Here is a 25,436-nt window from a genome sequence, read left to right on the forward strand (position 1 = left end):
TCGGGCTTCGAAGCAGCCCCCGCTCAATGAGTTTGCAGGGGAGCGCTTCGCGCTCCAACGGGGGCAAGCCCCCTCGCCACAATTTAAAGCGCGAACGGCAACGGCGTGCTGACCTTCTGCCGCTGCGCCAAGCGCAGCTGAAACTCCATCGGATCGTGAATCAACACGTCCTGCCCGGCGAAAGACTCCGCGGCAATCAACCGCGACAACCAGAACCGTACGCACGCCACACGCAGCATGGTCGGCCATAGCTCGGCTTCGGCAGCGGTAAACGGTCGCAACGCGGCATAAGCGCCCAGCAATGCCCGCGCCCGAGCGCCATCAAGCTGCCCTTGTTCGTCCGAACACCAATCGTTCAAGGCAATCGCCACGTCATAGAGCATCGGCCCCGAACAGGCGTTGTAGAAGTCGATCAACCCGGTCAGGTGTGTGCCTTCGAACATCGCGTTATCGCGGAACAGATCCGCGTGGATGTTGGCTCGCGGCAGCGCCAGAATTTTCGTCTTCTGTTGTGTGATTTCATCCAGCGCCCGTTGCAGCAAATCGCTTTGCTCGGCATTCAGATGCGAAAGCAACTGCGTGCCCTCTTCCAGCATCCAGTCCAGGCCGCGATCGGTTTTGCGTTTGATCATGTTGGCCTGGGTCGCCAAGTGCAGATGAGCCAGCAGCTCGCCGACCTGAGCACAATGCTGCGCGTTAGCGTCCTTGATGTGCTTGCCCGCCAGACGTGGCTGCAGCAGCGCAGGTTTGCCGGCCAGTTCGCGCAAGGCGACGCCGTCGGTGGTGCGCAGGGCATAAGGCACCGGCAGGTTGGCGTCGTGCAGCACGTCGAGCAGCTCGATGAAGAACGGCATCTCCTGCACCGGACCACGCTCGACCAGGGTCAGGACAAATTCGCCCTGCTCCAGGCTGATAAAGAAATTGGTGTTTTCGCTACCGGCGGCGATCCCCTGGAAATCAAGCAGGCGGCCAAGCCCGTAAGGGGCGAGAAAGGTTTCCAGCTCGGGCCGAGCCAGGGGGGTGAACACAGACATGGTTAAAACTGCCAGTACGGGCGCCGCGACTGCCAGCGCCGATTTAAGTTAGGAGCGGTTTACCACTCGAATATTTTCCACGACGGAATCAGCATATCCGGCTGGTCCGAGCGGATGAAGTTACCGTCCGAGCCATCAGCACGCACCAGGAAATACGGTTTACCGACTTTCGGGGTCACCTTGATGGCGTACAAAAAGCCATTTTGCCGATATTCCTGAATGGTTTTGTCACCTTCAGTGCGGATTGTTACATCTGGGTCCGCCGAGGGCGCGTCGTCCGCCGCCATGACAGCCAATGGAGTGATTGCAAACAAGCCAGCCAGCAACAAGCGATTTAGTGTGCGCATGATAACCTTGTCCCTTTGTCGTCAACGGTCCCGCTATTCTAGCGCCGGACCCGCCGAAAAGGTTGATCCTGCTCATGAGCCAAGCCCCCCTCGTCCTGGTGGACGGTTCTTCTTATCTGTACCGCGCCTTTCACGCGCTGCCACCGCTGACCACGTCCAAAGGCCTGCCGACCGGAGCGGTCAAAGGCGTATTGAACATGCTCAAGAGTCTGCGCAAGCAGTACCCGGACAGCCCGTTCGCCGTGGTATTCGACGCCAAGGGCGGGACGTTCCGCGACGCGATGTTCGCCGAATACAAGGCCAATCGCCCAAGCATGCCCGACGACATGCGGGTCCAGATCGACCCGCTGCACGCCAGCGTCAAAGCCCTGGGCTTTCCATTGCTGTGCGTGGACAACGTTGAAGCCGACGACGTGATCGGCACCCTGGCCCGCAGCAGCGCGGCCGCCGACCGCCCGGTGGTGATCTCCACCGGCGACAAGGACATGGCGCAACTGGTCGACGGGCACATTACCTTGGTCAATACGATGACCGGTAGCGCGCTCGACGTGGAAGGCGTGAAGGAGAAATTCGGCGTCGCTCCCGAGCAGATCATCGATTATCTGGCACTGATGGGCGATTCGTCCGACAACATCCCGGGCGTTCCGGGTATCGGCCCCAAGACTGCTTCCGGCCTGTTGGTCGGTGTGAACGGCGGCCTGACCGAGCTCTATGCGCAGCTCGACATCGTCCCGACCCTGCCGATTCGCGGCGCCAAAACCCTGCCGGCCAAGCTCGAAGAGCATAAGGAGATGGCGTTCCTCTCCTATCAACTGGCAACCATCAAGATCGATGTGCCACTGGACATCGGTCTCGATGACCTGCAAATGGGCAAGCCGGATCACGACAAGCTCGCCGAGCTCTACACCCTGCTGGAATTCAAAAGCTGGTTCGAAGAGAACCAGCGCGACGCGAAGCGATCGGGTCAGGAAATTGTCGAGGTCGCCCAAGAACAGCCGGGCGCCGCCGAAGCGAAATACGAAACCATCCTCGACCAGCAGCACTTCGAGGCCTGGCTGGCCAAGCTCGACAAAGCGCCACTGATCGCCTTCGTCACCGAAACCAATGGCACCGATGCTCAACATGCACAACTGGTGGGTCTGTCGTTTTCCGTCGCGGCCAATGAAGCGGCCTACATTCCGCTGACCCATTCCTACATGGGCGTGCCGGAGCAACTGGATCGCGACACCGTGCTGCTGGCACTGAAGCCGCTGCTGGAAAATCCGAACAAACTGAAAGTCGGCCAGCACGCCAAGTTCGAAACCAATATCCTCGCCAACTGCGCCATCGGTGGCGATCAGAGCAACGGGATTATTGTTCAGGGTATTGCTTACGACACCATGCTCGAGTCTTACGTCCTGGACTCGACGGCCACCCGCCATGACATGGACAGCCTGGCGCTCAAGTACCTGGGCCAAAGCAAGACCGACATTCAAGGGATCGCGGGCAAAGGCGTCAAACAGCTGACTTTCGACCAGATCTCTCTTGAGCTGGCCGGCCCCTATGCTGCCGAAGATGCCGATGTCACCTTCCAGTTGCACCTGGCTTTGCAGGAAAAACTGGCAGCAACGCCAAGCCTGGGCAAAGTGCTCAACGAGATTGAAATGCCGCTGATGCCGGTTCTGGCCCGTATCGAGCGCCAGGGCGCGCTCGTGGATGCCAACCTGCTGGGCATCCAGAGCGTCGAGCTGGGCGAGAAACTGGTCGCCCTTGAGCGTGAGGCGTTCGCCATTGCCGGTGAAGAATTCAACCTGGGTTCGCCGAAGCAGCTGGGCGTGATCCTCTACGAAAAGCTCGGTTTGCCCGTACTCAGCAAAACCGCCAAGGGCCAGGCTTCGACTGCCGAAGCGGTGTTGGCCGAGTTGGCCGAACAAGACTACCCGCTGCCCAAGGTGCTGATGCAGTACCGCTCGCTGAGCAAGCTTAAAAGCACCTATACCGACCGTTTGCCAGAGCAGATCAATGCTCGTACCGGGCGCATTCATACGTCTTACCAGCAAGCCGTCGCCGCTACCGGACGTTTGTCGTCCATCGACCCGAACCTGCAGAACATTCCGATTCGCACTGCCGAAGGTCGTCGGATTCGTCAGGCGTTCGTCGCGCCGAAAGGCTACAAGCTGCTGGCCGCGGACTACTCGCAAATCGAACTGCGGATCATGGCGCATCTGGCCAAGGATGAAGGCTTGCTGCACGCCTTCCGCAACAACCTCGATGTACACCGGGCAACGGCCGCAGAGGTGTTTGGCGTCGAGCTGGACGAAGTCACTAACGATCAGCGTCGTAGCGCGAAAGCGATCAACTTCGGTTTGATCTACGGCATGAGCGCGTTTGGCCTGGCCAAGCAGATCGGCGTTGACCGTAAACAATCCCAGGCCTACATCGACCGCTATTTCGCCCGTTATCCCGGTGTACTGGAATACATGGAGCGCACGCGCGCCCAGGCCGCCGAGCAAGGTTTCGTCGAAACCATCTTTGGTCGTCGCTTGTACCTGCCGGAAATAAACGCGAAAAACCAGGCCCTGCGCAAAGCTGCCGAGCGCACAGCGATCAACGCCCCGATGCAAGGCACCGCGGCGGACATCATCAAGAAAGCCATGGTAACCGTGGATAACTGGCTGACATCGTCAGGCCTGGACGCCAAAGTCATCCTGCAGGTACACGATGAATTGGTGCTTGAGGTGCGTGAGGACTTGATCGACCAGGTGCGTGAGGAGATTCGCGTACACATGAGCAGCGCCGCACAACTGGATGTACCACTTCTGGTCGAGGTAGGCGTAGGCAACAACTGGGATGAAGCGCACTGATCGGCTGAAAGACGCCTGTGCTGCGGCCTTATGCCGCAGCACAAAATAACGAAGGGCTATAGTGCGGAAAATGACATCGATTATTTCCAATGGTTTTTGAAAATAGTCTGAACTAAATCCGTGAACCGCCACTCAGAGATACTGAATGGTTGGTGAAGCCCTTCGATGCTCCTATGTTGTGTTAAGTGTTGGCAGATATCTGGACCCCGCCCTAGCGGTCCGGAGCTTGAACCCCGGAACTTCTCCCTCCCCATATGAAGTCCGGGGTTTTTTTTGCCTGCAGATTTGTCCGGAGAGCGTTACTCGGCAGTCTCAGCGCCCTTGTCCGCCAACTCCATCCAGCCCGCCAGAACAGTGTAGGCGTCTTCCAGGCCCATGCGTTTCGGTGCCGAAAACAGCTGGATAGTGATCGTATCGCCCCAGCCCTTGCGGATTTCCGCCTGAACCTTGAGCAGCGCGTTTTTCGCCGCGCCGTAGGTCAGCTTGTCTGCCTTGGTCAGCAAAATATGCATCGGCATGCCACTGGCGATGGCCCAATCGAGCATCAGCAGGTCGAAATCGGTCATTGGATGACGGATGTCCATCATCAGAATCAAACCTTTCAAACTCTCGCGACCGCCCAGATAGGCTTCCAGGTGACGCTGCCAGTGCAGCTTCAACGGGATTGGTACTTTCGCGTAACCGTAACCCGGCAGGTCGACCAGACGGCGTTCATCGTCTAGCTTGAAGAAGTTCAATAGCTGCGTGCGACCCGGTGTTTTCGAGGTCCGCGCCAGGCTGGCGTGTGTCAGGGTGTTCAACGCGCTGGACTTACCGGCGTTGGAACGCCCGGCGAAGGCCACTTCAAAGCCTTCGTCGTCGGGGCATTGGTCGACTTTGGCGGCGCTGAGCATAAAGGTGGACTGTTGGCACAGGCCGAGGATGGGGTTCTTGAGTTGCATGGGATTTCCGATGTGGGCGGCGCCGGGAATGGACGCGGCAAGCAGTGTCGTTTCCGTTTCAGTGACGCCAGTATATAATGCCGCAGATTTTGTGTGCGCTTTGTCCCAGCGTAGGATGAAGTTCACGAGAGCGATTAACCTTGATTGCGCACTAGAACGCAGCACGCTCTCAACCCTGAAAAGGTCGTTTTATGACGAAATGGCTGCTAGCTGCCGGTGTCTTGATGCCGCTTTACAGCGCTCAGGCTACACAGGATCCGGAAGCTGTGTACAACCGTGTTTGTGGTGCCTGTCATTCCGGCCAACTACCCATGGCGCCCCGCAAGGGCGATCAGGAAGCTTGGACGCCGAGGTTGGCGAAAGGTATGGAGACGCTGGTGCAACACGTGACCCAGGGTTTCAAGGCGATGCCGCCGCGTGGTTTGTGCATGGACTGCAGTGCCGAGGATTACCGAGCCATCATCCACTGGATGAGCGAGTAAACCCGGCCCATAACTCTTTAACCCTTAGCCGTAGTTGGATTAGCTGATGAACAAATTGATCGTGAGTCTGCTGTTGACCGTGGGGATCTCCGGCATTGCCCATGCTGCAGGTGATGCGACTGCTGGTCAGGCGAAAGCCGCAGTATGTGGCGCCTGTCATGGCCCGGATGGCAACAGCATGGCGCCTAACTTTCCGAAACTGGCAGGCCAGGGCGAGCGTTATCTGAACAAACAGCTGCACGACATCAAGTCCGGCAAGCGCACGGTACTGGAAATGACTGGCCTGCTGACCAACCTGAGCGATCAGGATCTGGCTGATATCTCCGCCTACTTCGCCAGCCAAAAAGGCAGCGTCGGCGCCGCCGACCCGAAAGTCGTGGCTCGCGGTGAAGCACTGTTCCGTGGTGGCGACCTGGCCAAGGGTCTGCCAGCCTGCACCGGCTGCCACTCTCCAGATGGCAAGGGCAACGCAGCTGCCGGCTTCCCGCATCTGGGCGGCCAGCATGCTCAGTACGTCGGCAAGCAACTGACCGACTTCAGAAAAGAAGAAGGCGGCCGGACCAACGACGGCGATACCAAACCGATGCAGAGCATCGCTAAAAAGCTGAGCGACGAAGATATCGCCGCAGTCTCCAGCTATATTCAAGGCTTGCACTAAGGTTTGTGATCGAGCGTTGTGAGGGGTGTACATCTCTTGCAACGTTAACACTCGATTAATCCGTCGATGCAAACATAAAAAGGGTGGCTTTGGCTGCCCTTTTTTGTGGCCGCTGCCGTTACACTACAAACTCAAGCCCGCCAGGATCTGTCTGAAAACAGGTCGCGCGAGGCGACCCAATTTGTCCAGGAGTAAAGCATGCGTAATCTGATCATCAGCGCCGCACTCGTCGCTGCCAGCCTGTTCGGCATGACCGCCCAAGCCGCCGAAAAACCTGAAGCGCCCTTTGTCGAGCTGAGCAATCCGGTCCCGGTGGCCGTGCCTGGCAAGATCGAAGTCGTGGAGCTGTTCTGGTACGGTTGCCCGCATTGCTATGCCTTCGAACCCGTCATTAACCCATGGGTTGAAAAACTGCCTTCCGACGTGAACTTCGTGCGCATTCCGGCCATGTTTGGCGGCCCTTGGGACGCACACGGCCAAATGTTCCTGACCCTCGAAGCCATGGGCGTCGAAAGCAAGGTTCACGCCGCAGTTTTCGAAGCGATTCAGAAAGAACACAAGAAACTGACCGACAAAGAAGACATGGCGGACTTCCTGGCGACCCAAGGTGTAGACAAGGACAAGTTCCTGGCCACCTTCGACTCCTTCGCCATCAAGGGCCAGATCAACAAAGCCAAAGAACTTGCAAAGAAATATGAAATCTCCGGCGTGCCTACCATGATCGTCAACGGCAAGTATCGCTTTGACATCGGCTCTGCCGGCGGTGCCGAACAAGCGCTGAAACTGGCCGACCAACTGGTAGCCAAAGAGCGAGCGGCAACCAAGGCCGTCGCCAACTAAGCGCGGCGCCTGCCATGCGCCGCTGGGGAACTGAACGCATCGTTGGCCTGCATGATCCGCGGGTCAACGAGCATCACCTGGAATCGACGGGGTTGCCCGTGGACAGCCGTCTGCGTTTGCTCAGTTTCAATATCCAGGTCGGTATCAGTACCGAGCGCTATCGGCACTATCTGACCCGCGGCTGGCAGCATCTGTTGCCACACACCGGGCGTGCCGACAATCTGCAAAAAATCGGTAATCTGCTGGGCGACTTCGATCTGGTCGCCTTGCAGGAAGCCGATGGCGGCAGCCTGCGATCAGGCTACGTCAATCAGGTCGAACACCTGGCGCAGCTCGGCGCCTTCCCCTACTGGTATCAACAACTCAATCGCAACCTCGGTCATCTCGGCCAGCACAGCAATGGCGTGCTCAGCCGCCTGCGCCCATGGGCGATTGAAGATCATCCGCTGCCGGGACCCAAGGGTCGCGGGGCCATTCTGGTGCGCTTCGGCGAAGGTCCAGAGGCGCTCGTGGTGGTGATGATGCACCTGGCACTGGGCGCTCGCGCCCGCAGCCTGCAACTGGCTTACATCCGCGAGTTGATCGGCGGTTATAAACACCAGGTGCTGATGGGCGACATGAACACCCATGCCAGTGACTTGCTGCAAAACTCCCCGTTGCGTGATTTGGGCCTGCTCGCGCCGCAACTGGAAGCGACCTTCCCCAGCTGGCGCCCACAGCGTTGCCTGGACCATATTCTGCTCAGCCCTACCCTGACCCTTGAAAAAGTCGAAGTGCTGGCACAACCCATTTCCGATCACCTGCCGGTCGCGGTAGAGATTCGTCTGCCGGGTTCGCTCACGGCCGATGCATTGCCCGCGTTGAGTCCTGCCTGAATGAGCGACGAAGCACAGCGCTGGAAAGAGAAATACCTCAAAAGCATCGAACAACAAGAAAAACTGGAACGTCGATGGGACGCCCGGCTCGACTTGCTGCGTCGAGGGCTGGTGCGCAGCACCCTGGCCGCAGAAGGTACCGATCGCGCCGTTGACCAATGCATGAAGGAAATGCGCGAAGTCGTACGCACCGATGACATGGACGCCGGCCTGGCTGCCTTGCTGCCGCGCCTGGAAAAAGCCGTGCTCGACTCCGAGCAACGTCGGGAAACCCGGGTCGATCAAGTCAGTGCCGCCCTGACGTCGCTGGTCTCTCAGCTGCAAGCATTGCCGCTGCCCCGGGAAGTGAGTCGACCGCTGAAAAAATTCGCCAAACAGCTGGACGGACGCGTAAGTCAGGCTCGCGAAATCCCGTTGCTGCTCAGCGAGCTGAGCGGCTTGCAGGGCAAAGCCTTGAACCTGCTGGAGAACCCTGCCGAACCTGATCGTCCGGGTTTCCTGCAGCGGTTGTTCGGTAGGGAAACAGAAGAGACCGCGCCACAGCTCGCCGCCGCCGAATCGCAAATGCCAGCCCCGCAACCTGTCGAACCGGTTGCAGCACTGCCGGCCGAGCCCCTACAAGCAATAGCCAATCTCACGCCAGCCGTCGATAAGCCGCAAGTGGTGTTGCCAACCGTAGAAGCCGCCCTGCCCGCCGCTGCGCCCCCCGAGCCAGCGCAAATTCAGACGCCAACATCAATGGCACCTGCGGCTGAAGTCGTGGCGTTTGCCCCGCCCGTCCTTGAGCCAGAAGCTACGAGCAGCCAAGTCCCGGAGTTACAAACCCAAGCTAATATCGAGCAGCCACAAGAACCTGTTCCAACGATCACCCTACCGGCTACTCAGGCTTTGTCGGCAATCAATCCCGATGAACTGACTCCGATGGCGATCGATCCAGAGCAGTCCGAGCACGATATTCTGTATGCCCTGCCGGATTCGCCGGAGCCGTCCTACAGCTCTGTCGCCAAGCACATCGAAGACACCCTGCTAGGCCTTCTCGATGACCTGGCGTTGCCCGAGCGCCATCGTCCGCAAGCCGAGGCGATGCGCGATCGTCTTCAACATGGCTTGAACTGGTACGAATTGCTACCGATCCTCGATGACCTGGCTACGTTAATGCTGGCGATCACCGACAGCGGCCAGCACGAATTCGAAGCGTATTTGCAGCAACTCAACGAACGCCTCGAGTCATTTCAAAGCAACCTGCAAGCCGCGAGCGACGGCCACGCCGACAACCGCTCGGCCGCGCGGGAGATGGACACGCAGATTCGCGAGCAAGTCGACGGCTTGCAAAGCAGCATGCAGGAAGCGGCGGATCTTGATGATCTCAAGCATGTGCTGGAAAACCATCTCGAAGGCCTGCTCGGCACCATGGACCAACACCAGAAGCAGCGTGACGAGCGTGAACAGGAAGTAGCAGCCCGCCTGCAAAGCCTGGCCGAAAGGGTTGCCCACATGGAGCAGGAAGCCCTGGGCTACCGCGAGCATCTCGAAGAGCAGCGCCAAAAAGCGTTGATCGATCCATTGACCAGCCTGCCGAATCGAGCAGCCTGGAGCGAACGCCTGGAGCATGAAATCGGCCAATGGCAGCAACATGGCAATACCCTGTTGCTGGCAATGCTCGACCTCGACCATTTCAAACGCATCAATGACAACTATGGCCATCTGGCGGGCGACAAGGTGCTGAAAATCATCGCCAGTGTGCTACGCAAGCGTCTGCGCGGGACTGATTTCATTGCCCGATTTGGCGGTGAGGAGTTTGTGCTGTTGATGCCTGCCACGGTGCCGGCGGTGGGCGCGAAACTGCTGGAAACCTTGCGCGCATCGATCGAAGCCTGCCCGTTCCACTTCAAGGGCGAGCGAGTCACCATCACCATTTCCATGGGACTGACCGCCTTCAGATCGGGCGAACATAGTGATCTGGTGCTTAAAAGAGCCGATCAGGCGCTATATCGGGCGAAAAATAATGGCCGGAATCGAATAGAACTGGGTTGATAGCTAATTGTTCCATTTTGTTTAAAACAGCATTTTTTGCCATCTGCGCGCAAGGCAATACCGTTACACTGTTGCATTATTTTCTTGCGTGTACTGCCTCCCGCCATGAAATGTCTTGTTCTTATTGCGTCGCTGCTTCTATTAGCCGGTTGTGCCAGCGGCCCCCGAATTGATACCAGCCACCCTTCAGCCAATCACGACAGTCGTATCCAGTTCGTGGTGATGCATTACACCTCGGCATCCCTGGAGACCTCGTTGCAATTGCTGACCCACGGCGAGGTCAGCAGCCACTACCTGATTAGCGACGACAAGCGCGCCACTATTTATAAGCTAATGGATGAAAATTTCCGGGCCTGGCACGCTGGCGAAAGCGAATGGCAAGGCCGGACCTGGCTGAACTCCAGCTCCATTGGTATCGAGATCGTTAATCAGGGCTTTGAGGACACCCCGAACGGGCGTCTTTGGTATCCCTACAGCGAAGCCCAGATTCAGTCGATGATCTTCCTGCTCAAGGACATCAGTAAGCGCCAAGGGATCAGCCCCCGCCATATCATTGGTCATAGCGACATCGCACCGATGCGTAAACTCGACCCCGGCCCGCTGTTTCCCTGGAAGCGTCTGGCTGCCGAAGGCCTGGGGATCTGGCCGAACGAGCAGGCTGTGGCGCGGCAACAAGCGCAGTTCGCCGTGCAACTGCCCAGCATCAGTTGGTTTCAGGGACAGCTTGCCCGCTTGGGCTATGCCACGCCGCAAACCGGCGAACTGGATGTAGATACACGTAATGTGCTGGCGGCCTTTCAGCTGCATTTTCGCCCTTCCCGTTTCGACGGTACGCCGGATGCGCAAACCGCGGCGATTCTTCAGGTGCTGAACCAGACAAAATAATGACGCCCGCCCGACGGTCAGCGCTTTTTCCAAATCAGCAGCTATAACTCATTGGTAATTCTTCGGATATTCCATGATGCCTGCTGCTCGGGAGAGACTGCATAGCTGGTTCTATCGCCCTTGGTTTTTGGCGATGCTGGCTACTGCCTTGAGCGCAACGCTTCTGACGGTCGGCAGTTTGTTCGTGGCGATGAATCAAGTCGAGCACAACGAAAGCCAGGAAATGAACGCCCAGGGAGAACGCTTTCTGGTCCGCCTGGAGCAGCTGTTCGGGCAGTTGCGCGAAAGCCTCGATGACCTGGAAGCCCAACCGCTTCGAGGTTGCGATGACGAAATGATCGCGACCCTGCAGCAGGTCAGCTTCAACTACCGCTTCGTTTATGAAGCCGCTTATATGGACACTTCGCGAACCTGCTCCAACCGCCCCCGCCAGGAAGGGGTATCGTTGATCCGACCGCCGGACATCAAGGGCCCCACCTACAGCTATTGGCTGAACACCACCACCGAACCCGATGAGAACCGCGCTGCACTGATGCTTGGGCGTGGCAATTTCCGGGTGGCGACGTCGCGCGGGCATTTGACCGACATGGTCGATCTGTCTCCAGGGAGCAGCCTGTTGGTGGTGCTCGACCACGGCACCCGGGCGATTCCGGTACTCGGTGTCGCGCAGGCCTGGCCCCCCGCGGAACCCTGGCCCCCGAAAAGCCCCGATGCGCTGCAAGTCACCCATACCCGCCTGATTTACCGAATGCCCACTAACACCCCCGAATACCAACTGGTACTGATCACCCCACGCACAGGAATGCATGTACCGGCGGTATGGTGGTGGCTACTGCCGGCGAGCCTGGCGCTGAGTGCCTGTGTCGGTATTCTGGTGTTTTTGCTGGTACGCCAGCGTCAGTCGCTGGATGCCGAACTGCAAGGCGCCATGCGGCGAGGCGAGCTTCAGGTGTTGTATCAACCGATCTTCGACCTCGACAGCCGCAACTGCGTCGGTGCCGAAGCCTTGCTGCGCTGGCGAAGACCGGACGGCACGCTGACCAGTCCCGACCTGTTCATTCCGATGGCGGAAAATACCGGCCAGATCCGCCAGATGACCGACTTCGTATTGCAGCGCCTGCTGGAACAGCTCGGGCAACTGTTGCGGTCCAATCCGCAGCTGTACATCTCGGTCAACCTGGCGGCCTGCGATGTCATGGTGCCGCGTATCGGTCAGGTGATGGCGCGTCTGCTGAGTGTGCACCGGGTGGCGGCCAGGCAGATTGCCTTTGAGGTGACCGAGCGCGGATTGGTCGATGTGGTGGTGGCCCGAGAAAACCTGCAAGCCCTGCGGGATGTCGGGCATCAGGTGCTGATCGACGACTTTGGCACCGGCTATTGCAGCCTCGCCTACCTGCAAACCTTACCGGTGGACTGTCTGAAAATCGACAAGGCGTTTATCGACGCGCTGGGCCATGACGCCGCCAGCAGCGGCGTGGCACCGCACATCATTCGCATGGCTCAGGCCCTGCAACTCAAGGTGATTGCAGAAGGCATCGAACATGAAGCCCAAGCGGTGTTTCTGAGCAGCGAAGGGGTGAAGTTCGGCCAGGGTTGGTTGTTCGCCCACGCACTGAGCGCCGTGCAGTTCATCGAACTGATTACCCGTGGTCGCCGACTGAGCACGCGACGTCTGGATGACGAAGCCTGAGATGGCTACGGTTTATATCGCCAGTGCCATGTAGAACTGCGTGCCCTGCCCCGGCCGCGAGTAGACACCCATCCGCCCGCCGTGCAGTTGCACGATTTCCTTGCACAGCGCCAGACCAAGCCCGGCACCGCCCTTTTTGCGGCCGACCTGAACAAAGGGCTCGAAGATCCGTCCCTGCTGGCCGTAGGCAATGCCCTCGCCGTTGTCCTCGACACTGATAATCATCCGCTCTCCATGGCGCCGGGCCTGCAAACGGATCAGTCCATCGTGGGAGGTATGGCGCAAGGCGTTGTCGATCAGGTTGTCGAGCACCCGCTCCAGTTGCGCCTGATCAGCTTGCAGCCGCGGTAATGGTCCCTGCACTTCCACCAGCAGCTCAATGCCCTTCTCCTGCGCCGAGACGGCAAAACGTGTCTGGGCCTGATCCAGCAAGTCCTCAATAGAGCACGGTGCCAGCGTGAGTTTTTGCAGGCCGTTTTGATAGCGAGAGAAATTCAGCAGGTCGTTGATCAACTGCATCAGGCGCTGCATTTCTTCGTTGACGGTGTCCAGCAGGTCGGCTTCGCGGGAGTCTGCGGCAAAATGCGTCCGCTCACGGAACAGGCCGAATGCCATGTGCATCCCGGTAACCGGTGTGCGCAACTCATGGGAGGCGCGCAAGACGAACTCGCTGCGTACCCGTTCGAAGGCACGCTGTTCGGTGACGTCATGCAACACCATCACGGCGCCGAGAATATGACCCTGGGTATGGCTGACCGGCGTCAGGCTATACGTCAGCAATCGCGACTCGCCATCGACCTCGATACTCAGGTCTTCCGGCGCTCGTTCCAGAGTGCCGCCGCGCAACACCAGTTGCAGTTGTTCATCCAGTTCGGGACGCTCAAGCGCCGTGCCCAGCCCTTGACCGAGACGATCGGTGTCCCAGCCTAATTGGCGCTGAGCCACCGGGTTGAGGTGCTCGAGATGACCTTGACGATCGATAATCAGCAAACCGTCGTCGATGCTGTCGAGCACCGCTTGCAAACGTTGCTGGCCGGCGAGCAGCTCGTCGATATTGGTAGCCTGGTGCTCACGCAAGGCCTCGGCCATGATTCCGAAACGCCGGCTCAACTGGTTCATTTCCACCGCGGAAGAAATCGGCAGGGTCACTTCGAAATTGCCCTGACCGATATTGTCAGCTGCCTGCACCAGAGCCTCGATCGGAGCCCCGAACCGCCGGGCGATCGCATGGGCGGTAATGAACCCGATGAACAACACCGCCACCCCGACCAACCCAAGCAGGCCGGCAATCAACAGTGCCCGCTCCCGGGACTCGCGCTCGATCTCAGTGATGTTATCCAGTGCGCGCTTCTGTTCAGAGATCAAACCGTTACGCAACGCGTTGAATTTTTCCGTGAGGTCCCCGTCATCATTGACTACCTGTACCGGAGCGCGGGAAAGATCAAAGGCCTGCAGTAAGCTCTGATAATCAGCCTTGGCCTTTCTGAAACCATACTGGGCACCCTCGCTGGACGGTTCGCGAGCAATGCCTTCGTCAAGCAATTCAAGAGAGTGCTGCCTGGAGGCCTCGAACGCCGCAGGATCAGGGTTCTCGCCAAGCACGATGACCAGTTGATCACCCAGGCTTTGACGCAGCTTCAATCCCAGATCCAGCCTGACGAAGTTGTCACGGATCAGGGCTTCCTGAGTCCCTGCCATCTGCATCACGCTGACCAGCCCGAGCAAGAGCCCAAGCAGCGCCACCGTAATCAGCGCGGAAATGCTCAGAAACAGCCGGGTGCGCAACGTCATCGCCAGTTTCATCGATTACGACTCACAGGTTGTACTGCTTTCGTTTGCGGTACAGGGTCGAGGCATCGATACCCAGGGTCTTGGCCGCCTGGTCCAGCGTGTCGGCCGTGGCGAGGACCGCGCCAATGTGAGCTTTCTCCAACTCATCCAGGCTCAACGCAGCACCAATGCGCGGCGTGTGGTTGGCCGGGGCCTCGGCCATGCCCAAGTGGCTGAGCTCTACCCGCTCCTGCGGGCAAATAATGCTCGCGCGCTCCACCACGTTGCGCAGCTCGCGAATGTTGCCCGGCCAGCGGTAGCTGAGCAGCGCTTCGCGGGCCTCGTCGCTGAAGCATCGGGCCGGACGCGAGTACTCCTTGACGAAACGCGCCAGGAAACGGTCAGCCAGATTCAGAATGTCTTCCCTGCGCTCGCGAAGCGGCGGCAGGTGCAAGGTGATGACGTTCAGGCGATAGAGCAAGTCTTCACGAAAACGACCGTCGCGAACCATGTCTTCCAGGTTGAGGTTAGTCGCTGCGAGGATTCGCACGTCGGCGCGACGGGTCACCGGGTCGCCCACGCGTTCGTATTCCTTGTCCTGAATGAAACGCAGCAATTTTGGCTGCAAGGTCAGGGGGAAATCGCCGATCTCGTCGAGAAACAACGTCCCGCCATCGGCCTGATTGACACGACCCAAGGTACTTTCACTGGCACCGGTAAATGCGCCCCGGCTGTGGCCGAAAAGTTCGCTGTCCATTAACTCTGCAGTCAGGGACGGGCAGTTGATGGTGACGCAGGATTTCTTCTGGCGTTTGCTCCAGCCGTGAATCGCCCGGGACAGTTCACCTTTACCGGTGCCGGACTCGCCGAGAATCAGGATGTTGGCGTCAGTACTGGCAACCTGGCGTGCGGTTTCGAGCACCACTTTCATGGCCGGACTGTGGGAATCCAGGCCTTCCTTGGGTTTGCGCACTTCACCTTCGAGGGCTTCCAGGCGCGCCGAGAGTTGTCGTACTTCCAGCTGTTTGGCCGTGGCCAGACGCAACTGGTCGGGGCTGCAAGGTTTGACCAGATAGTCGGCGGCACCGGCCTGAATCGCATCCACGGCAGTGTCCACCGCCGAGTGAGCAGTCACGATCACCACCCGCATCCACGGCGCCTGGATGCGCATTTGGGCCAGCACATCGAGCCCATTGTCTTCACCCAGGCGCAAATCGAGGAAACACAGATCGAAAACCTGGCGCTGCAATAAGGCTTCGGCCTGAGCAGCGCTGGTCGCGGTGGCCACGCTGTAGCCTTCATCTTCGAGGCAATAGCGAAAGGTTCGGAGGATGGCGGATTCATCATCCACCAGCAGAATGCGGCCTTGATGCTCAGTGGCTGATTCCATGTTCCTGCGCTCCTTTAATTGTTGATTTTGGTTAGGCCCAGAAAAATCGGGCAAGTTGCATGATTGATTGTGGCCGATTTCAGCCAAATCAGCGGAGCTATCTACTTATCAACAAGATAACCAACTGATTTATTTGATTCTTTATTAATGAACCGTTCTTCGGCGATGGCCTGCGTCCCTTTCTGACATCTGCGCCCTTCTCTCAATTCCAAAAATATTGAAAGTATTCGCGAGTCCATCGTGCATTACGCACGACCTCAGAAGGGCCATCGTGCAGGATGCGTCCATAAGGATTTGGACCAACCATTTAACTAATTGATTTATAACGAATTAGTACCAAAAAAAAGGTGGCATGCAGGCTGCAAGAGTCTGGGTGACAAGGGCATTTAATGAACCAGCGCCCGCCAAAGATCACTACCCCAGCGTGGGAGGAACTTCAGGATGAATCGCCAAGGTGCCGCCCAATTGCGTATCTCGCCATTGCTCGTCCAGCAAGGCTTGTTTGTCCTGCTGGCGCTATTGATCACCTTGATTGGCGGCCAACAGTACTTGCGTTGGGAACAGAGCCAGCAGCCAGAGACGCCGCACCTGTCGATTCCACACACTCCTCAAACCCACTTCAGCGCCGTCAGCAGCAGCCTGGCTGACAGCGACTCGATGCGAATGATGGACGTCGACCAGGCCCAGCCTGTGGATGAGACGCCTCAGGAACGTTGGGTGTTTTAGGTAAACGAACTTGGCGCGCTCGACGCGCCGGGAAAAGCACCAAAAGCAACACCTTTAAACAGAACGCGTAAGGAGAATCACCATGTTGAGTTGGGCAATCACATTCTTGATCATTGCCATCATCGCTGCAGTACTGGGCTTCGGTGGTATCGCGGGCACCGCCACGGGTATCGCCAAGATTCTCTTTGTCGTATTCCTGGTGATGTTCATTGCTTCCTTCTTCTTTGGCCGCCGCGGTCGAGGCTGACCATGAGCATTTCGTTAAAGACAGTGGCCGCCGCCCTGCTTCTGGGCGGCAGTGCCATGGCAATGGCGGCCAATGATGGCCAGATGCGGGTCAATGAATTGCTCACTGCAGACCCGCAGTACCGTGAAACCTGGCAAGGCGTTGTGAAGAAAGAAGAACGCCTGCCGGAATGGGTGATGAACCTGTCCGGCGATGCCGAGCAAATGAATGCTGTTGAAGAGGATGGCGACGAGTATCTGGTCGGGCCGCTCTGCGAAACCCGGCAGACGTGTCTGAACAACCGCTTGATCGTGGCATTCAGCTTCGACAAGAAGGATGCCTACGCCATGCTCGTCGAAGTGCCAGCAGGCCTGCCGGCCGACAAGTCGCCCACACGACATGCCGACTACCGCTTCCTGGGAAAACCGGACGAAGGCATGCAGAAGTTGTTGATGGAGCAACTGAAGAAAGATCCGAACTGGTACTGAGTTTCGAAACACGAAAGAGGCCCCAGCGCTTCTTTCCACTGCGCTACCCGAGGACGGTAGACGCATGATCAAGGGGTCGGGACGTTCTGACTGTTTCAGGGTCGGAGTGACCTACGGGTACAGGGAGTACCTGCGCAAGGGCCGGGTCAGGTAAAGCTGCGACGCAAGTTCGCCGGGGCCCTGAGCGACTCGACGGACTTGCGGAGGGCTTCAACGTGCAAAACGTTGATCTAGAGCACTCAGCTCATCTGTTCTTGCTGCATATTCCCCGCAAAACCGTTTCGCGGTGTTTCTTCGTGACCGTATATCGAGAAAGCTCCGACTTTCTCGAGACGATAATTCACAGCCAAACGTAGGCCTTTTCCTAAATTTCCGCCTATTTAAAAAACATCGACCTGCGCTGAAATGGCCGGCTCACGGCACTTATGCCCGCCTGAATGTCGTATTCAAACCGGGTGGGACGCGGGTTTCAGTTAGAAAATCTCATGCCGATTCGGCATAGGGTAGGCGTTTACGGCATTAGACGGCGCTTCCCGGCATCGGAATAGTTGCGCCTTTTTCACTGCCTGAGAGCTGTAAATGCTCGCTCGCGGGGACCTTATACGGGGGCCGATGCAAGACTTGTTCGCCATTGAGCGTTTCAGTTCATGCATCAGCCTGAGTCAAACGCAAGTAAGGGTAAAGATATGAAGAAGGCAAAGCTTAGCCTCGCCTGGCAGATCCTCATCGGTCTGGTTCTGGGGATAGCAATTGGTGCACTGCTCAACCATTTCAGTGCCGAAAAGGCCTGGTGGATCAGCAACGTCCTGCAACCGGCAGGCGATATCTTTATCCGTCTGATCAAGATGATCGTGATCCCGATCGTGATTTCCTCGCTAGTTGTCGGCATTGCTGGCGTGGGCGACGCGAAGAAACTCGGTCGCATCGGTCTGAAGACCATCATTTACTTCGAAATCGTCACCACCATCGCCATTCTGGTCGGTCTGGTGTTGGCCAACGTGGTCCATCCGGGCACCGGCATCGACATGAGCACCCTGGGTACGGTGGATATTTCCAAGTACCAGGCCACTGCCGCCGAGGTTCAGCATGAACATGCGTTCATCCAGACCATCCTCAACCTGATCCCGTCGAACATCTTCGCGGCCATGGCCCGCGGCGAAATGCTGCCGATCATCTTCTTCTCCGTGTTGTTCGGTCTCGGTCTGTCGAGCCTGCAATCGGACCTGCGCGAGCCGCTGGTGAAGATGTTCCAGGGCGTATCGGAAAGCATGTTCAAGGTCACCCACATGATCATGAACTACGCCCCGATCGGCGTGTTCGCATTGATCGCCGTGACCGTGGCCAACTTCGGCTTCGCCTCTCTGCTGCCGCTGGCTAAACTGGTCGTTCTGGTTTACTTCGCCATCGCCTTCTTCGCCTTCGTGGTGCTGGGCCTGATCGCTCGCCTGTTCGGCTTCTCGGTGATCAAGCTGATGCGCATCTTCAAGGATGAGCTGGTCCTGGCCTACTCCACCGCCAGTTCCGAAACCGTGTTGCCACGCGTGATCGAGAAGATGGAAGCCTACGGCGCGCCGAAAGCCATTTGCAGCTTCGTGGTACCGACCGGCTACTCGTTCAACCTCGACGGTTCGACCCTGTACCAGAGCATCGCGGCAATCTTCATTGCCCAGCTCTACGGCATCGACCTGTCGATCAGCCAACAGTTGCTGCTGGTACTGACGCTGATGGTCACCTCCAAAGGCATCGCCGGCGTACCGGGCGTGTCCTTCGTGGTGCTGCTGGCCACTTTGGGCAGCGTTGGTATTCCGCTGGAAGGCCTGGCGTTCATCGCCGGTGTCGACCGCATCATGGACATGGCCCGTACCGCGCTGAACGTGATCGGCAACGCCTTGGCCGTGCTGGTCATCGCACGTTGGGAAGGTATGTACGACGACGCCAAGGGCGAGCGCTACTGGAACTCCCTGCCGCACTGGCGCAGCAAGGAAAAATTGCCGGTTGGCGAAATTTCCAGCAACTGACGCAAAAACCCACATTGGTCTTTTGCTAGCAGTACTAAACAAACCCCGGAGAAATCCGGGGTTTGTCGTTTCTGACTACCCCGCTATCATTCGCCGCATCTTCCGGGGGATTTGACTGATGCTTAATGGGCTGTGGCTTGGCTTCTTCATCGTGGCGGCCGTATCGGCGCTGGCGCAGTGGCTGATCGGCGGTAACGCCGGGATCTTTGCGGCGATGGTGGAGAGCATTTTCGCCATGGCCAAATTGTCGGTCGAGGTCATGGTCCTGCTGTTCGGCACCCTCACCCTCTGGCTGGGTTTTCTGCGGATCGCCGAAAAGGCCGGGATCGTCGAATGGCTGGCCAAGGCGCTGGGCCCGCTATTCCTGCGCCTGATGCCGGAAGTGCCACCCGGGCATCCGGCCATCGGTCTGATCACACTCAACTTCGCCGCCAATGGCCTGGGCCTGGACAACGCCGCCACGCCGATCGGCCTCAAAGCCATGAAGGCGCTGCAAGAGATCAACCCCAGCGACACCATCGCCAGCAACGCGCAGATCCTCTTCCTGGTGCTCAACGCCTCGTCCCTGACCCTGCTGCCAGTGACGATCTTCATGTACCGCGCCCAGCAAGGCGCGCCCGATCCGACCCTGGTGTTCCTGCCGATTCTGCTCGCGACCAGTTGTTCGACCCTGGTCGGTCTGTTGTCGGTTGCGTTCATGCAGCGTCTGCGCCTGTGGGACCCGGTGGTGCTCGCTTACCTCATACCCGGTGCCTTGGCCCTCGGCGCCTTCATGGCGCTGCTGGCGACGCTCTCGGCGACCGCTCTGGCGAGCCTGTCATCGATCCTCGGCAACCTGACGCTGTTCGGGTTGATCATGCTGTTTCTGGTGATCGGCGCATTACGCAAAGTGAAGGTCTACGAGGCGTTCATCGAAGGCGCCAAAGAAGGCTTCGAGGTGGCCAAGAACCTGCTGCCGTATCTGGTGGCGATGCTGTGTGCCGTGGGCGTGCTGCGAGCATCCGGGGCGCTGGATTTCGGTCTGGACGGGATTCGTCATCTGGTGGAGTGGGCCGGTTGGGACACGCGCTTCGTCGATGCGCTGCCGACGGCCATGGTCAAACCCTTCTCCGGCAGCGCCGCACGGGCAATGCTGATCGAAACCATGAAGACCTCCGGAGTCGACAGCTTCCCGGCACTGGTGGCGGCGACGGTCCAGGGCAGTACCGAAACGACCTTCTATGTGTTGGCGGTGTACTTCGGCGCGGTGGGCATTCAGCGTGCGCGGCATGCGGTGGGGTGTGCGTTGCTGGCAGAGTTGGCGGGGGTGCTTGGTGCAATCGGGGTTTGCTACTGGTTCTTCGGCTGACCGAAAAACCTGTGGGAGCGGGCTTGCCCGCTCCCACAGGGGTTCAGCGGTGGCTTCAAGGCCTCAGCGGCGGCGCAACTTTCTGACCTTGCTCCACCGTCCAGGCCACCACCTGTGCCGTCAATTGGTCGCTGGCCTGGCCAAAACCGGTCACCACCGCCGGCACCTTCACATCGCTCAACGGCTGACGCACTTCAAAGCGCCGGCTGGCGAGGATTCGCTGGTCATACCCACGCACCAACAACGCATCCAGGCGCACGACCACGCTCGCCGCCGTGCCTTGGTATTCGGTCTGGAACGCTTGCAGGTTGCCGCCCAGTTCCAGGTCTGCCTGGAAATTACTGTCATCGGTGCTGAGCAACGGCACCCGACCGTCACGCTGGAAACCATCGAGCAGACGATTGCGCAACAGCACCGGTGCCGGATCGCTCCAGCGTGAAGCCTTGTAGCTGCTGATCAGATCACCCTGAGGGATTACGGCGATTTTCGGGTTGTTCAAGGCTTCGCTGGTTTGAGGCTTGGCCAGTCGTAACGACCATCGCTGTGGTGTGGCGCGTTGGGCCGACGCGTCGCTCTGTGCCGACGGCAGTCGATAGACATCGGACGGCTCAGTCTTGGGGAAAATCGAACAGGAAGCGACCAACGCAAAACCGGCGAGGAGGGCGAGATGAGCCAGCTTCATGGCGTGAACTCCTTGTTTTTATCATTGCCTAGCAGATAACCGCTGGGGTTGGCCTCAAGTCGCTGGGAAATGGTTCGCAGCGAACTCAAGGTATCGCGCAGCTCACGCACCGCCGGTGCCAGGCCATTGAGGCCCTGCATACCGTTGTTAAGGGAGTCCTGATTGGCGGAGAGCAACGTGTTGATGGTCGCGCTGCTTTGTTCCAGGGACTTCATCGCTTGCTCGGCACTGCCGAACATCTGCTTGCCCTGATCGTTGAGCAAGCCGTTGGCGTTGCGCATCAACGCGGTGGTCTGTTCCAGGGTGGCGCTGGCCTGCTTGCCAACCGAAGCCAGTTGCTGCATCGCCTGACGAATATCGCCGCGCTGATCGGCGATGGTGCCGGTAGTTTGCTCCAGGTGCTCAAGGGTGTTGCTGATACGCGTGACGTTCTCCGAGGAGAACAACTGGTTGGCGTTGTGCATCAACACGTTCACGCCCGCCATCAGATCGTTGCTGTCGTTCAGCAGCCGGGCGATGGGCGAGGGCGATGCAATGATTGTCGGCAAATCACCGTCCTTGCCCTTGAGGGTCGGACTTTGTGGCGTGCCACCGCTGAGCTGGATGATCGAAGTTCCGGTGATCCCGGTCAGCGCCAGCTTGGCCTGAGTGTCTTCCTTAATCGGAGTGTCTCCGCCCAGGCGAATCCGCGCCAACACCCGGCGCGGATCATTCGGGTCCAGGCGCAGCATCACCACGTCGCCGACCTTGATCCCGCTGTACTGCACGGCGCTGCCCTTGGACAGGCCACTGACCGCCTCGTTGAAGACGATTTCGTAATCCTTGAATTCGGTATCGACGCTGGACTTGGCCAGCCACAAACCGAAGAGCAGGGCGCCTGCCACCACTATGACGGTGAACAGGCCGATCAATACGTGATGGGCTCGGGTTTCCATGTCAGACCTCGTTGAGCTGGTTAGCGGCTGTCAGGGCCGCGCGGCCGCGAGGGCCATGGAAGTATTCGTGAATCCACGCATCATCGGTTTCCGACACCTTGTCGATGGCGTCCGCTACCAGCACTTTCTTCTGCGCCAGCACCGCCACCCGGTCGGTGATGGTGTAGAGCGTGTCGAGATCGTGGGTCACCAGAAACACACTCAAGCCCAAAGCATCGCGCAGGGTCAGGATCAGCTGATCGAAACCCGCGGCGCCAATCGGGTCTAGACCGGCGGTGGGTTCGTCGAGAAACAGGATGTCCGGGTCCAGGGCCAAGGCACGGGCCAGGGCCGCGCGCTTGATCATGCCGCCGGACAGCGAAGCAGGGTATTTGTCCGCCGCCGACAACGGCAGCCCGGCCAACGCCAGTTTCACTGCCGCCAGGTGCTCGGCGTCGGCACGGCTCAGGCCGGCGTGTTCAATCAAGGGCAGGGCGACGTTCTCGGTCACGGTGAGCGAAGAGAACAAGGCACCTTTCTGGAACAACACACCGAACCGCCGTTCGACCAGCGAGCGCTCGTGTTCCGACAGGCTCGGCAAGTTCTTGCCGAAGACCTTCACCAGCCCTTCGCTGGGCTGACGCAGGCCGACAATGCTGCGCAGCAGCACCGATTTGCCGCTGCCGGAACCGCCGACCACCGCCAGAATCTCGCCCTTGTACAAGTCCAGGTCGAGGTTCTCGTGCACACTCTGCCGGCCGAAGCGATTGCACAGCCCACGGACTTCAATCACCGCCTCTGAAGGCGCTCTGGGTAAACGACTCACCAGTCCATCTCCATGAAAAACAACGCAGCCACGGCGTCGAGCACGATCACCACGAAAATCGACTGCACCACACTGGACGTGGTGTGCGCGCCAACGGACTCGGCGCTGCCGCTGACCTTGAAGCCCTCGAGGCAGCCGATGGCGGCAATCAGAAACGCAAAAATCGGCGCTTTGACGATCCCCACCAGAAAGTGCTGAACGCCGATGTCCGATTGCAGCAGTGACAGGAACATCGCCGGCGAGATATCCAGCGACAGCGCGCAGACCACGCCACCGCCGACAATCCCTGACACCATCGCCAGAAAGGTCAACATCGGCAGCGCCACCAGCAACGCCAGGACACGGGGTACTACCAGCAACTCCATCGGGTCGAGGCCGAGGGTGCGGATCGCGTCAATTTCTTCATTGGCCTTCATCGAACCGATCTGCGCGGTGAACGCACTGGCGGTGCGGCCCGCCATCAGGATCGCCGTGAGCAACACGCCGAACTCCCGCAGAAAAGAGAACGCCACCAGGTCCACGGTGAAAATACTCGCGCCAAAACTCGCCAGCACCGTCGCCCCGAGAAACGCCACCACAGCGCCCACCAAAAACGTCAGCAGGGCGACGATGGGGGCGGCATCGAGGCCGGTCTGCTCGATGTGAGCGACCATCGGCGTGAGGCGCCAGCGCTTGGGCCGAAACAACCCGCGAGCAATGGTTTCCAGGATCAGGCCGACGAAACCCAACAGTTGCAACGTGTCCCGCCAGACCGCATCGACCGCGCGGCCGATGCGGGTCAGCAGTTGAATGCCGACGCTGATTTCCGGTTCTTTGATCGGCACGCAGAAATCGGTCAGCGAGCAGTACACCGTCTGCAACAAGGCGCGATCCGCGGAAGAAAGGGTGCAATCGGGGTGTTCGGCAGATTTGCCCAGACGCTCGGCCCCCAGCAACTCCACCAGCAATGACGCACCCGCCGTATCGAGCGCGCCAAGGCCATTGAGATCGATGTGGGTGTTGTTGTCGTATTGGCCACGGAGCTTTTCGCTCAGGCGGCTGAGATCGGCGTAATGGGCGAGCGTCCAGTCACCTGTGACCCGCAACAGGGCAGGGCTGTGCGAGGTGTCCAGTCGGGCACTGCCGGGCATTGTGCTGCTAGTCATAAGCTCCGTGCTTGTTCGGCTATTACGCAGATCTGACTAATAGCACGAACCGCGTTACTTTTCTTTGATGGGTGTGCTGTCCAGGACCTTGAAGCGCAGCACGCCAATCAACTGACCGTCCTCAGTCAGCACCCGGACCTGCCATTTGCCTGCGGGGTTGCCGGGGAAGTTCTGCTTGTGGGTCCAGGCGCGGTAGCCTTCCTTGCGCCCCCCGTTGATGTCCAGCGGGATACGGTCGACTTCTTTACCGTTGAACATCCAGACGTGATAAATCCGCTCGGCCAGACCCCGCGGGGCATTGATCGCGGTGTACGCGTACAGCCCACCGCCGCGAATCTGCTCGGCGCTGACTTCTTCCAGGCTCTTGCCGGGGGTTCGGTCCTGCATTTGGGTGCTGATCGCCACTTCGGTCATCCACAGGGTCGCCGGCGGCACCCAGGAGCGCAGCACCCAGCCGGCGGCGCCGATGCCGACGGTGATGCTGAGGATCGCCAACGCATTGCGCACGGTGCGAATCGGGAAGATCGAGGCCAGGCTCGGGAACGACAGCAACATGGCAATGCCCAGCGCCAGCTTGAAGCTCTGGGCGGTGGTCAGGTGCAGGATGACGGGCAGGGCGGTCAGCAGGGCCGCGAACAGGGTCAGGGTGTGCAGCGCCAGGAACGCCCAGCGGCGCGGTGCCAGCCATTTGTAGTAGAGCGGGTCGATGATCGAAATCAGCGCCGCCATGCTCAGTAATCCAGTGAAGAACAACTGGCCGCTGTTCCAGGTAGTGGTGATTAAAAAGAACGGCAGGACGAAGAACAGGCTTTCCTGATGGATCATCTGCGTCGCATAACGCAGCAGTGGCTGGGGTATTTCGCGCTTGAAGACCCTGGCGAACAGCTTGGTGAGGCTGTTTTCCAGCATCAGCCAGACCCAGCTGACCAGCATGATGGTGGTGATCCACGTCGCCAGACCCTGTTGGCGATCCACCAGCATGAAGCTGCCGACCCCTGAAATGAAACCGCCAAGCGCAATGACCCCGGGATAGCGCTTCATCAATTCGAGGATGCGCTGTACGTACAGGGTCAGATTCGGCATTCGGCGATTCACAATAGTCGTGGGAAAAATCCTCGACAGGGTACCGCCCGAGGGGCCCTTGTGGCGAGGGGGCTTGCCCCCGTTCGGCTGCGCAGCAGTCGCAAAAATTGGTGGATGCGATGTGCCGGATATACCGGGGGTACTGTCTTTCAGGGCCGCTTCGCAGCCCAACGGGGGCAAGCCCCCTCGCC

The 25,436-nt window shown here is 59.0% G+C and carries 23 protein-coding genes; 13 read left to right on the forward strand and 10 right to left on the reverse strand.

From position 1 onward, the window contains the following. Window positions 1-83: 83 nt before the first annotated feature. Both JFU11_RS14635 and JFU11_RS14640 read right to left on the reverse strand, forming a co-directional pair. Window positions 84-1,034, reverse strand: coding sequence for a homoserine kinase (locus JFU11_RS14635; RefSeq protein WP_038980340.1), 951 nt, complete (start codon window positions 1,032-1,034; stop codon window positions 84-86). A gap of 59 nt (window positions 1,035-1,093) precedes the next feature. Continuing rightward, on the reverse strand, window positions 1,094-1,381 hold the full coding sequence (locus tag JFU11_RS14640) for a DUF2782 domain-containing protein (RefSeq protein WP_008076254.1): 288 nt from the start codon (window positions 1,379-1,381) through the stop codon (window positions 1,094-1,096). A gap of 74 nt (window positions 1,382-1,455) precedes the next feature. Here JFU11_RS14640 and polA point away from each other — a divergent pair, with 74 nt between their 5' ends. Then, on the forward strand, window positions 1,456-4,224 hold the full coding sequence (gene polA / locus JFU11_RS14645; protein WP_123720063.1) for a DNA polymerase I: 2,769 nt from the start codon (window positions 1,456-1,458) through the stop codon (window positions 4,222-4,224). A 299-nt stretch (window positions 4,225-4,523) separates the two neighbouring features. On the opposite strand, the gene yihA is transcribed toward polA, so the two are convergent. Then, a complete protein-coding gene (gene yihA / locus JFU11_RS14650) occupies window positions 4,524-5,165 on the reverse strand; it encodes a ribosome biogenesis GTP-binding protein YihA/YsxC (RefSeq protein WP_123720064.1) in 642 nt (213 codons plus the stop codon). 191 nt (window positions 5,166-5,356) lie between these two features. On the opposite strand from yihA, the gene JFU11_RS14655 reads away from it, so the two are divergent. The 7 genes from JFU11_RS14655 to JFU11_RS14685 all read left to right on the forward strand — a co-directional run bounded on the left by JFU11_RS14655 (window position 5,357) and on the right by JFU11_RS14685 (window position 12,629). Continuing rightward, window positions 5,357-5,647: a c-type cytochrome gene (locus JFU11_RS14655; RefSeq protein WP_038980343.1), complete on the forward strand. Its 291-nt coding sequence runs from the start codon at window positions 5,357-5,359 to the stop codon at window positions 5,645-5,647. A 46-nt stretch (window positions 5,648-5,693) separates the two neighbouring features. Continuing rightward, on the forward strand, window positions 5,694-6,305 hold the full coding sequence (locus JFU11_RS14660; RefSeq protein WP_007902879.1) for a cytochrome c4: 612 nt from the start codon (window positions 5,694-5,696) through the stop codon (window positions 6,303-6,305). A 198-nt stretch (window positions 6,306-6,503) separates the two neighbouring features. Beyond that, window positions 6,504-7,145, forward strand: a complete 642-nt coding sequence (locus tag JFU11_RS14665; protein WP_123356943.1) for a thiol:disulfide interchange protein DsbA/DsbL — start codon at window positions 6,504-6,506, stop codon at window positions 7,143-7,145. Between the two features lie 14 nt (window positions 7,146-7,159). After that, window positions 7,160-8,020, forward strand: a complete 861-nt coding sequence (locus JFU11_RS14670) for an endonuclease/exonuclease/phosphatase family protein (protein WP_123356945.1) — start codon at window positions 7,160-7,162, stop codon at window positions 8,018-8,020. Further along, window positions 8,021-10,054 carry a GGDEF domain-containing protein gene (locus tag JFU11_RS14675; protein ID WP_201061034.1) on the forward strand — a complete coding sequence of 678 codons (2,034 nt, stop codon included), beginning with the start codon at window positions 8,021-8,023 and terminating at the stop codon, window positions 10,052-10,054. Between the two features lie 105 nt (window positions 10,055-10,159). Continuing rightward, entirely contained in the window at window positions 10,160-10,939 is a 780-nt protein-coding gene (locus tag JFU11_RS14680; protein WP_201061036.1) for an N-acetylmuramoyl-L-alanine amidase, read from the forward strand. 73 nt (window positions 10,940-11,012) lie between these two features. Beyond that, a complete protein-coding gene (locus JFU11_RS14685; protein ID WP_123720066.1) occupies window positions 11,013-12,629 on the forward strand; it encodes an EAL domain-containing protein in 1,617 nt (538 codons plus the stop codon). 12 nt (window positions 12,630-12,641) lie between these two features. Here JFU11_RS14685 and JFU11_RS14690 read toward each other — a convergent pair whose 3' ends face one another. Continuing rightward, complete coding sequence (locus JFU11_RS14690; protein ID WP_201121318.1) at window positions 12,642-14,432, reverse strand: ATP-binding protein; 1,791 nt, start codon at window positions 14,430-14,432, stop codon at window positions 12,642-12,644. Window positions 14,433-14,442: 10 nt separating this feature from the next. Next, window positions 14,443-15,789 carry a sigma-54-dependent response regulator transcription factor AlgB gene (algB, locus tag JFU11_RS14695; protein WP_123720068.1) on the reverse strand — a complete coding sequence of 449 codons (1,347 nt, stop codon included), beginning with the start codon at window positions 15,787-15,789 and terminating at the stop codon, window positions 14,443-14,445. A 441-nt stretch (window positions 15,790-16,230) separates the two neighbouring features. Between algB and JFU11_RS14700 the strand changes: the two genes are divergently transcribed. The 5 genes from JFU11_RS14700 (at window position 16,231) to JFU11_RS14720 (ending at window position 20,595) form a co-directional block, all read left to right on the forward strand. Continuing rightward, the gene (locus tag JFU11_RS14700; RefSeq protein WP_052963553.1) at window positions 16,231-16,515 is read left to right on the forward strand and encodes a hypothetical protein; all 285 of its coding nucleotides are present in this window, start codon (window positions 16,231-16,233) and stop codon (window positions 16,513-16,515) included. Window positions 16,516-16,597: 82 nt separating this feature from the next. Beyond that, window positions 16,598-16,762 carry a DUF1328 domain-containing protein gene (locus JFU11_RS14705; RefSeq protein WP_003177151.1) on the forward strand — a complete coding sequence of 55 codons (165 nt, stop codon included), beginning with the start codon at window positions 16,598-16,600 and terminating at the stop codon, window positions 16,760-16,762. Window positions 16,763-16,764: 2 nt separating this feature from the next. Then, window positions 16,765-17,229, forward strand: a complete 465-nt coding sequence (locus tag JFU11_RS14710; protein ID WP_123720069.1) for an inhibitor of vertebrate lysozyme family protein — start codon at window positions 16,765-16,767, stop codon at window positions 17,227-17,229. A 686-nt stretch (window positions 17,230-17,915) separates the two neighbouring features. Next, the gene (gene gltP, locus JFU11_RS14715; RefSeq protein WP_052963551.1) at window positions 17,916-19,247 is read left to right on the forward strand and encodes a glutamate/aspartate:proton symporter GltP; all 1,332 of its coding nucleotides are present in this window, start codon (window positions 17,916-17,918) and stop codon (window positions 19,245-19,247) included. A 118-nt stretch (window positions 19,248-19,365) separates the two neighbouring features. After that, complete coding sequence (locus JFU11_RS14720; protein ID WP_123720070.1) at window positions 19,366-20,595, forward strand: spore maturation protein; 1,230 nt, start codon at window positions 19,366-19,368, stop codon at window positions 20,593-20,595. 55 nt (window positions 20,596-20,650) lie between these two features. Here JFU11_RS14720 and JFU11_RS14725 read toward each other — a convergent pair whose 3' ends face one another. Genes JFU11_RS14725 through JFU11_RS14745 form a run of 5 tightly spaced genes read right to left on the reverse strand, consistent with a single transcriptional unit; the run spans window position 20,651 to window position 25,245 of the window. Next, window positions 20,651-21,277: an ABC-type transport auxiliary lipoprotein family protein gene (locus tag JFU11_RS14725; protein ID WP_123720071.1), complete on the reverse strand. Its 627-nt coding sequence runs from the start codon at window positions 21,275-21,277 to the stop codon at window positions 20,651-20,653. Next, on the reverse strand, window positions 21,274-22,212 hold the full coding sequence (locus JFU11_RS14730) for an MlaD family protein (protein ID WP_123720072.1): 939 nt from the start codon (window positions 22,210-22,212) through the stop codon (window positions 21,274-21,276). Before JFU11_RS14730 ends, JFU11_RS14725 begins: the two co-directional genes overlap by 4 nt. Before the next feature lies 1 nt (window position 22,213). Further along, complete coding sequence (locus tag JFU11_RS14735) at window positions 22,214-23,017, reverse strand: ATP-binding cassette domain-containing protein (RefSeq protein WP_038980365.1); 804 nt, start codon at window positions 23,015-23,017, stop codon at window positions 22,214-22,216. After that, on the reverse strand, window positions 23,014-24,162 hold the full coding sequence (locus tag JFU11_RS14740; RefSeq protein WP_201061042.1) for an ABC transporter permease: 1,149 nt from the start codon (window positions 24,160-24,162) through the stop codon (window positions 23,014-23,016). The genes JFU11_RS14735 and JFU11_RS14740 overlap by 4 nt, the downstream gene beginning before the upstream one ends. A 54-nt stretch (window positions 24,163-24,216) precedes the next feature. After that, window positions 24,217-25,245 (reverse strand): DUF5924 family protein, encoded by a 1,029-nt coding sequence (locus JFU11_RS14745; protein ID WP_201061044.1) that lies wholly within the window; start codon window positions 25,243-25,245, stop codon window positions 24,217-24,219. Between the last annotated feature and the right edge of the window lie 191 nt (window positions 25,246-25,436).

Source organism: Pseudomonas sp. TH37 (assembly GCF_016650735.1).
GTDB lineage: Bacteria > Pseudomonadota > Gammaproteobacteria > Pseudomonadales > Pseudomonadaceae > Aquipseudomonas > Aquipseudomonas farris.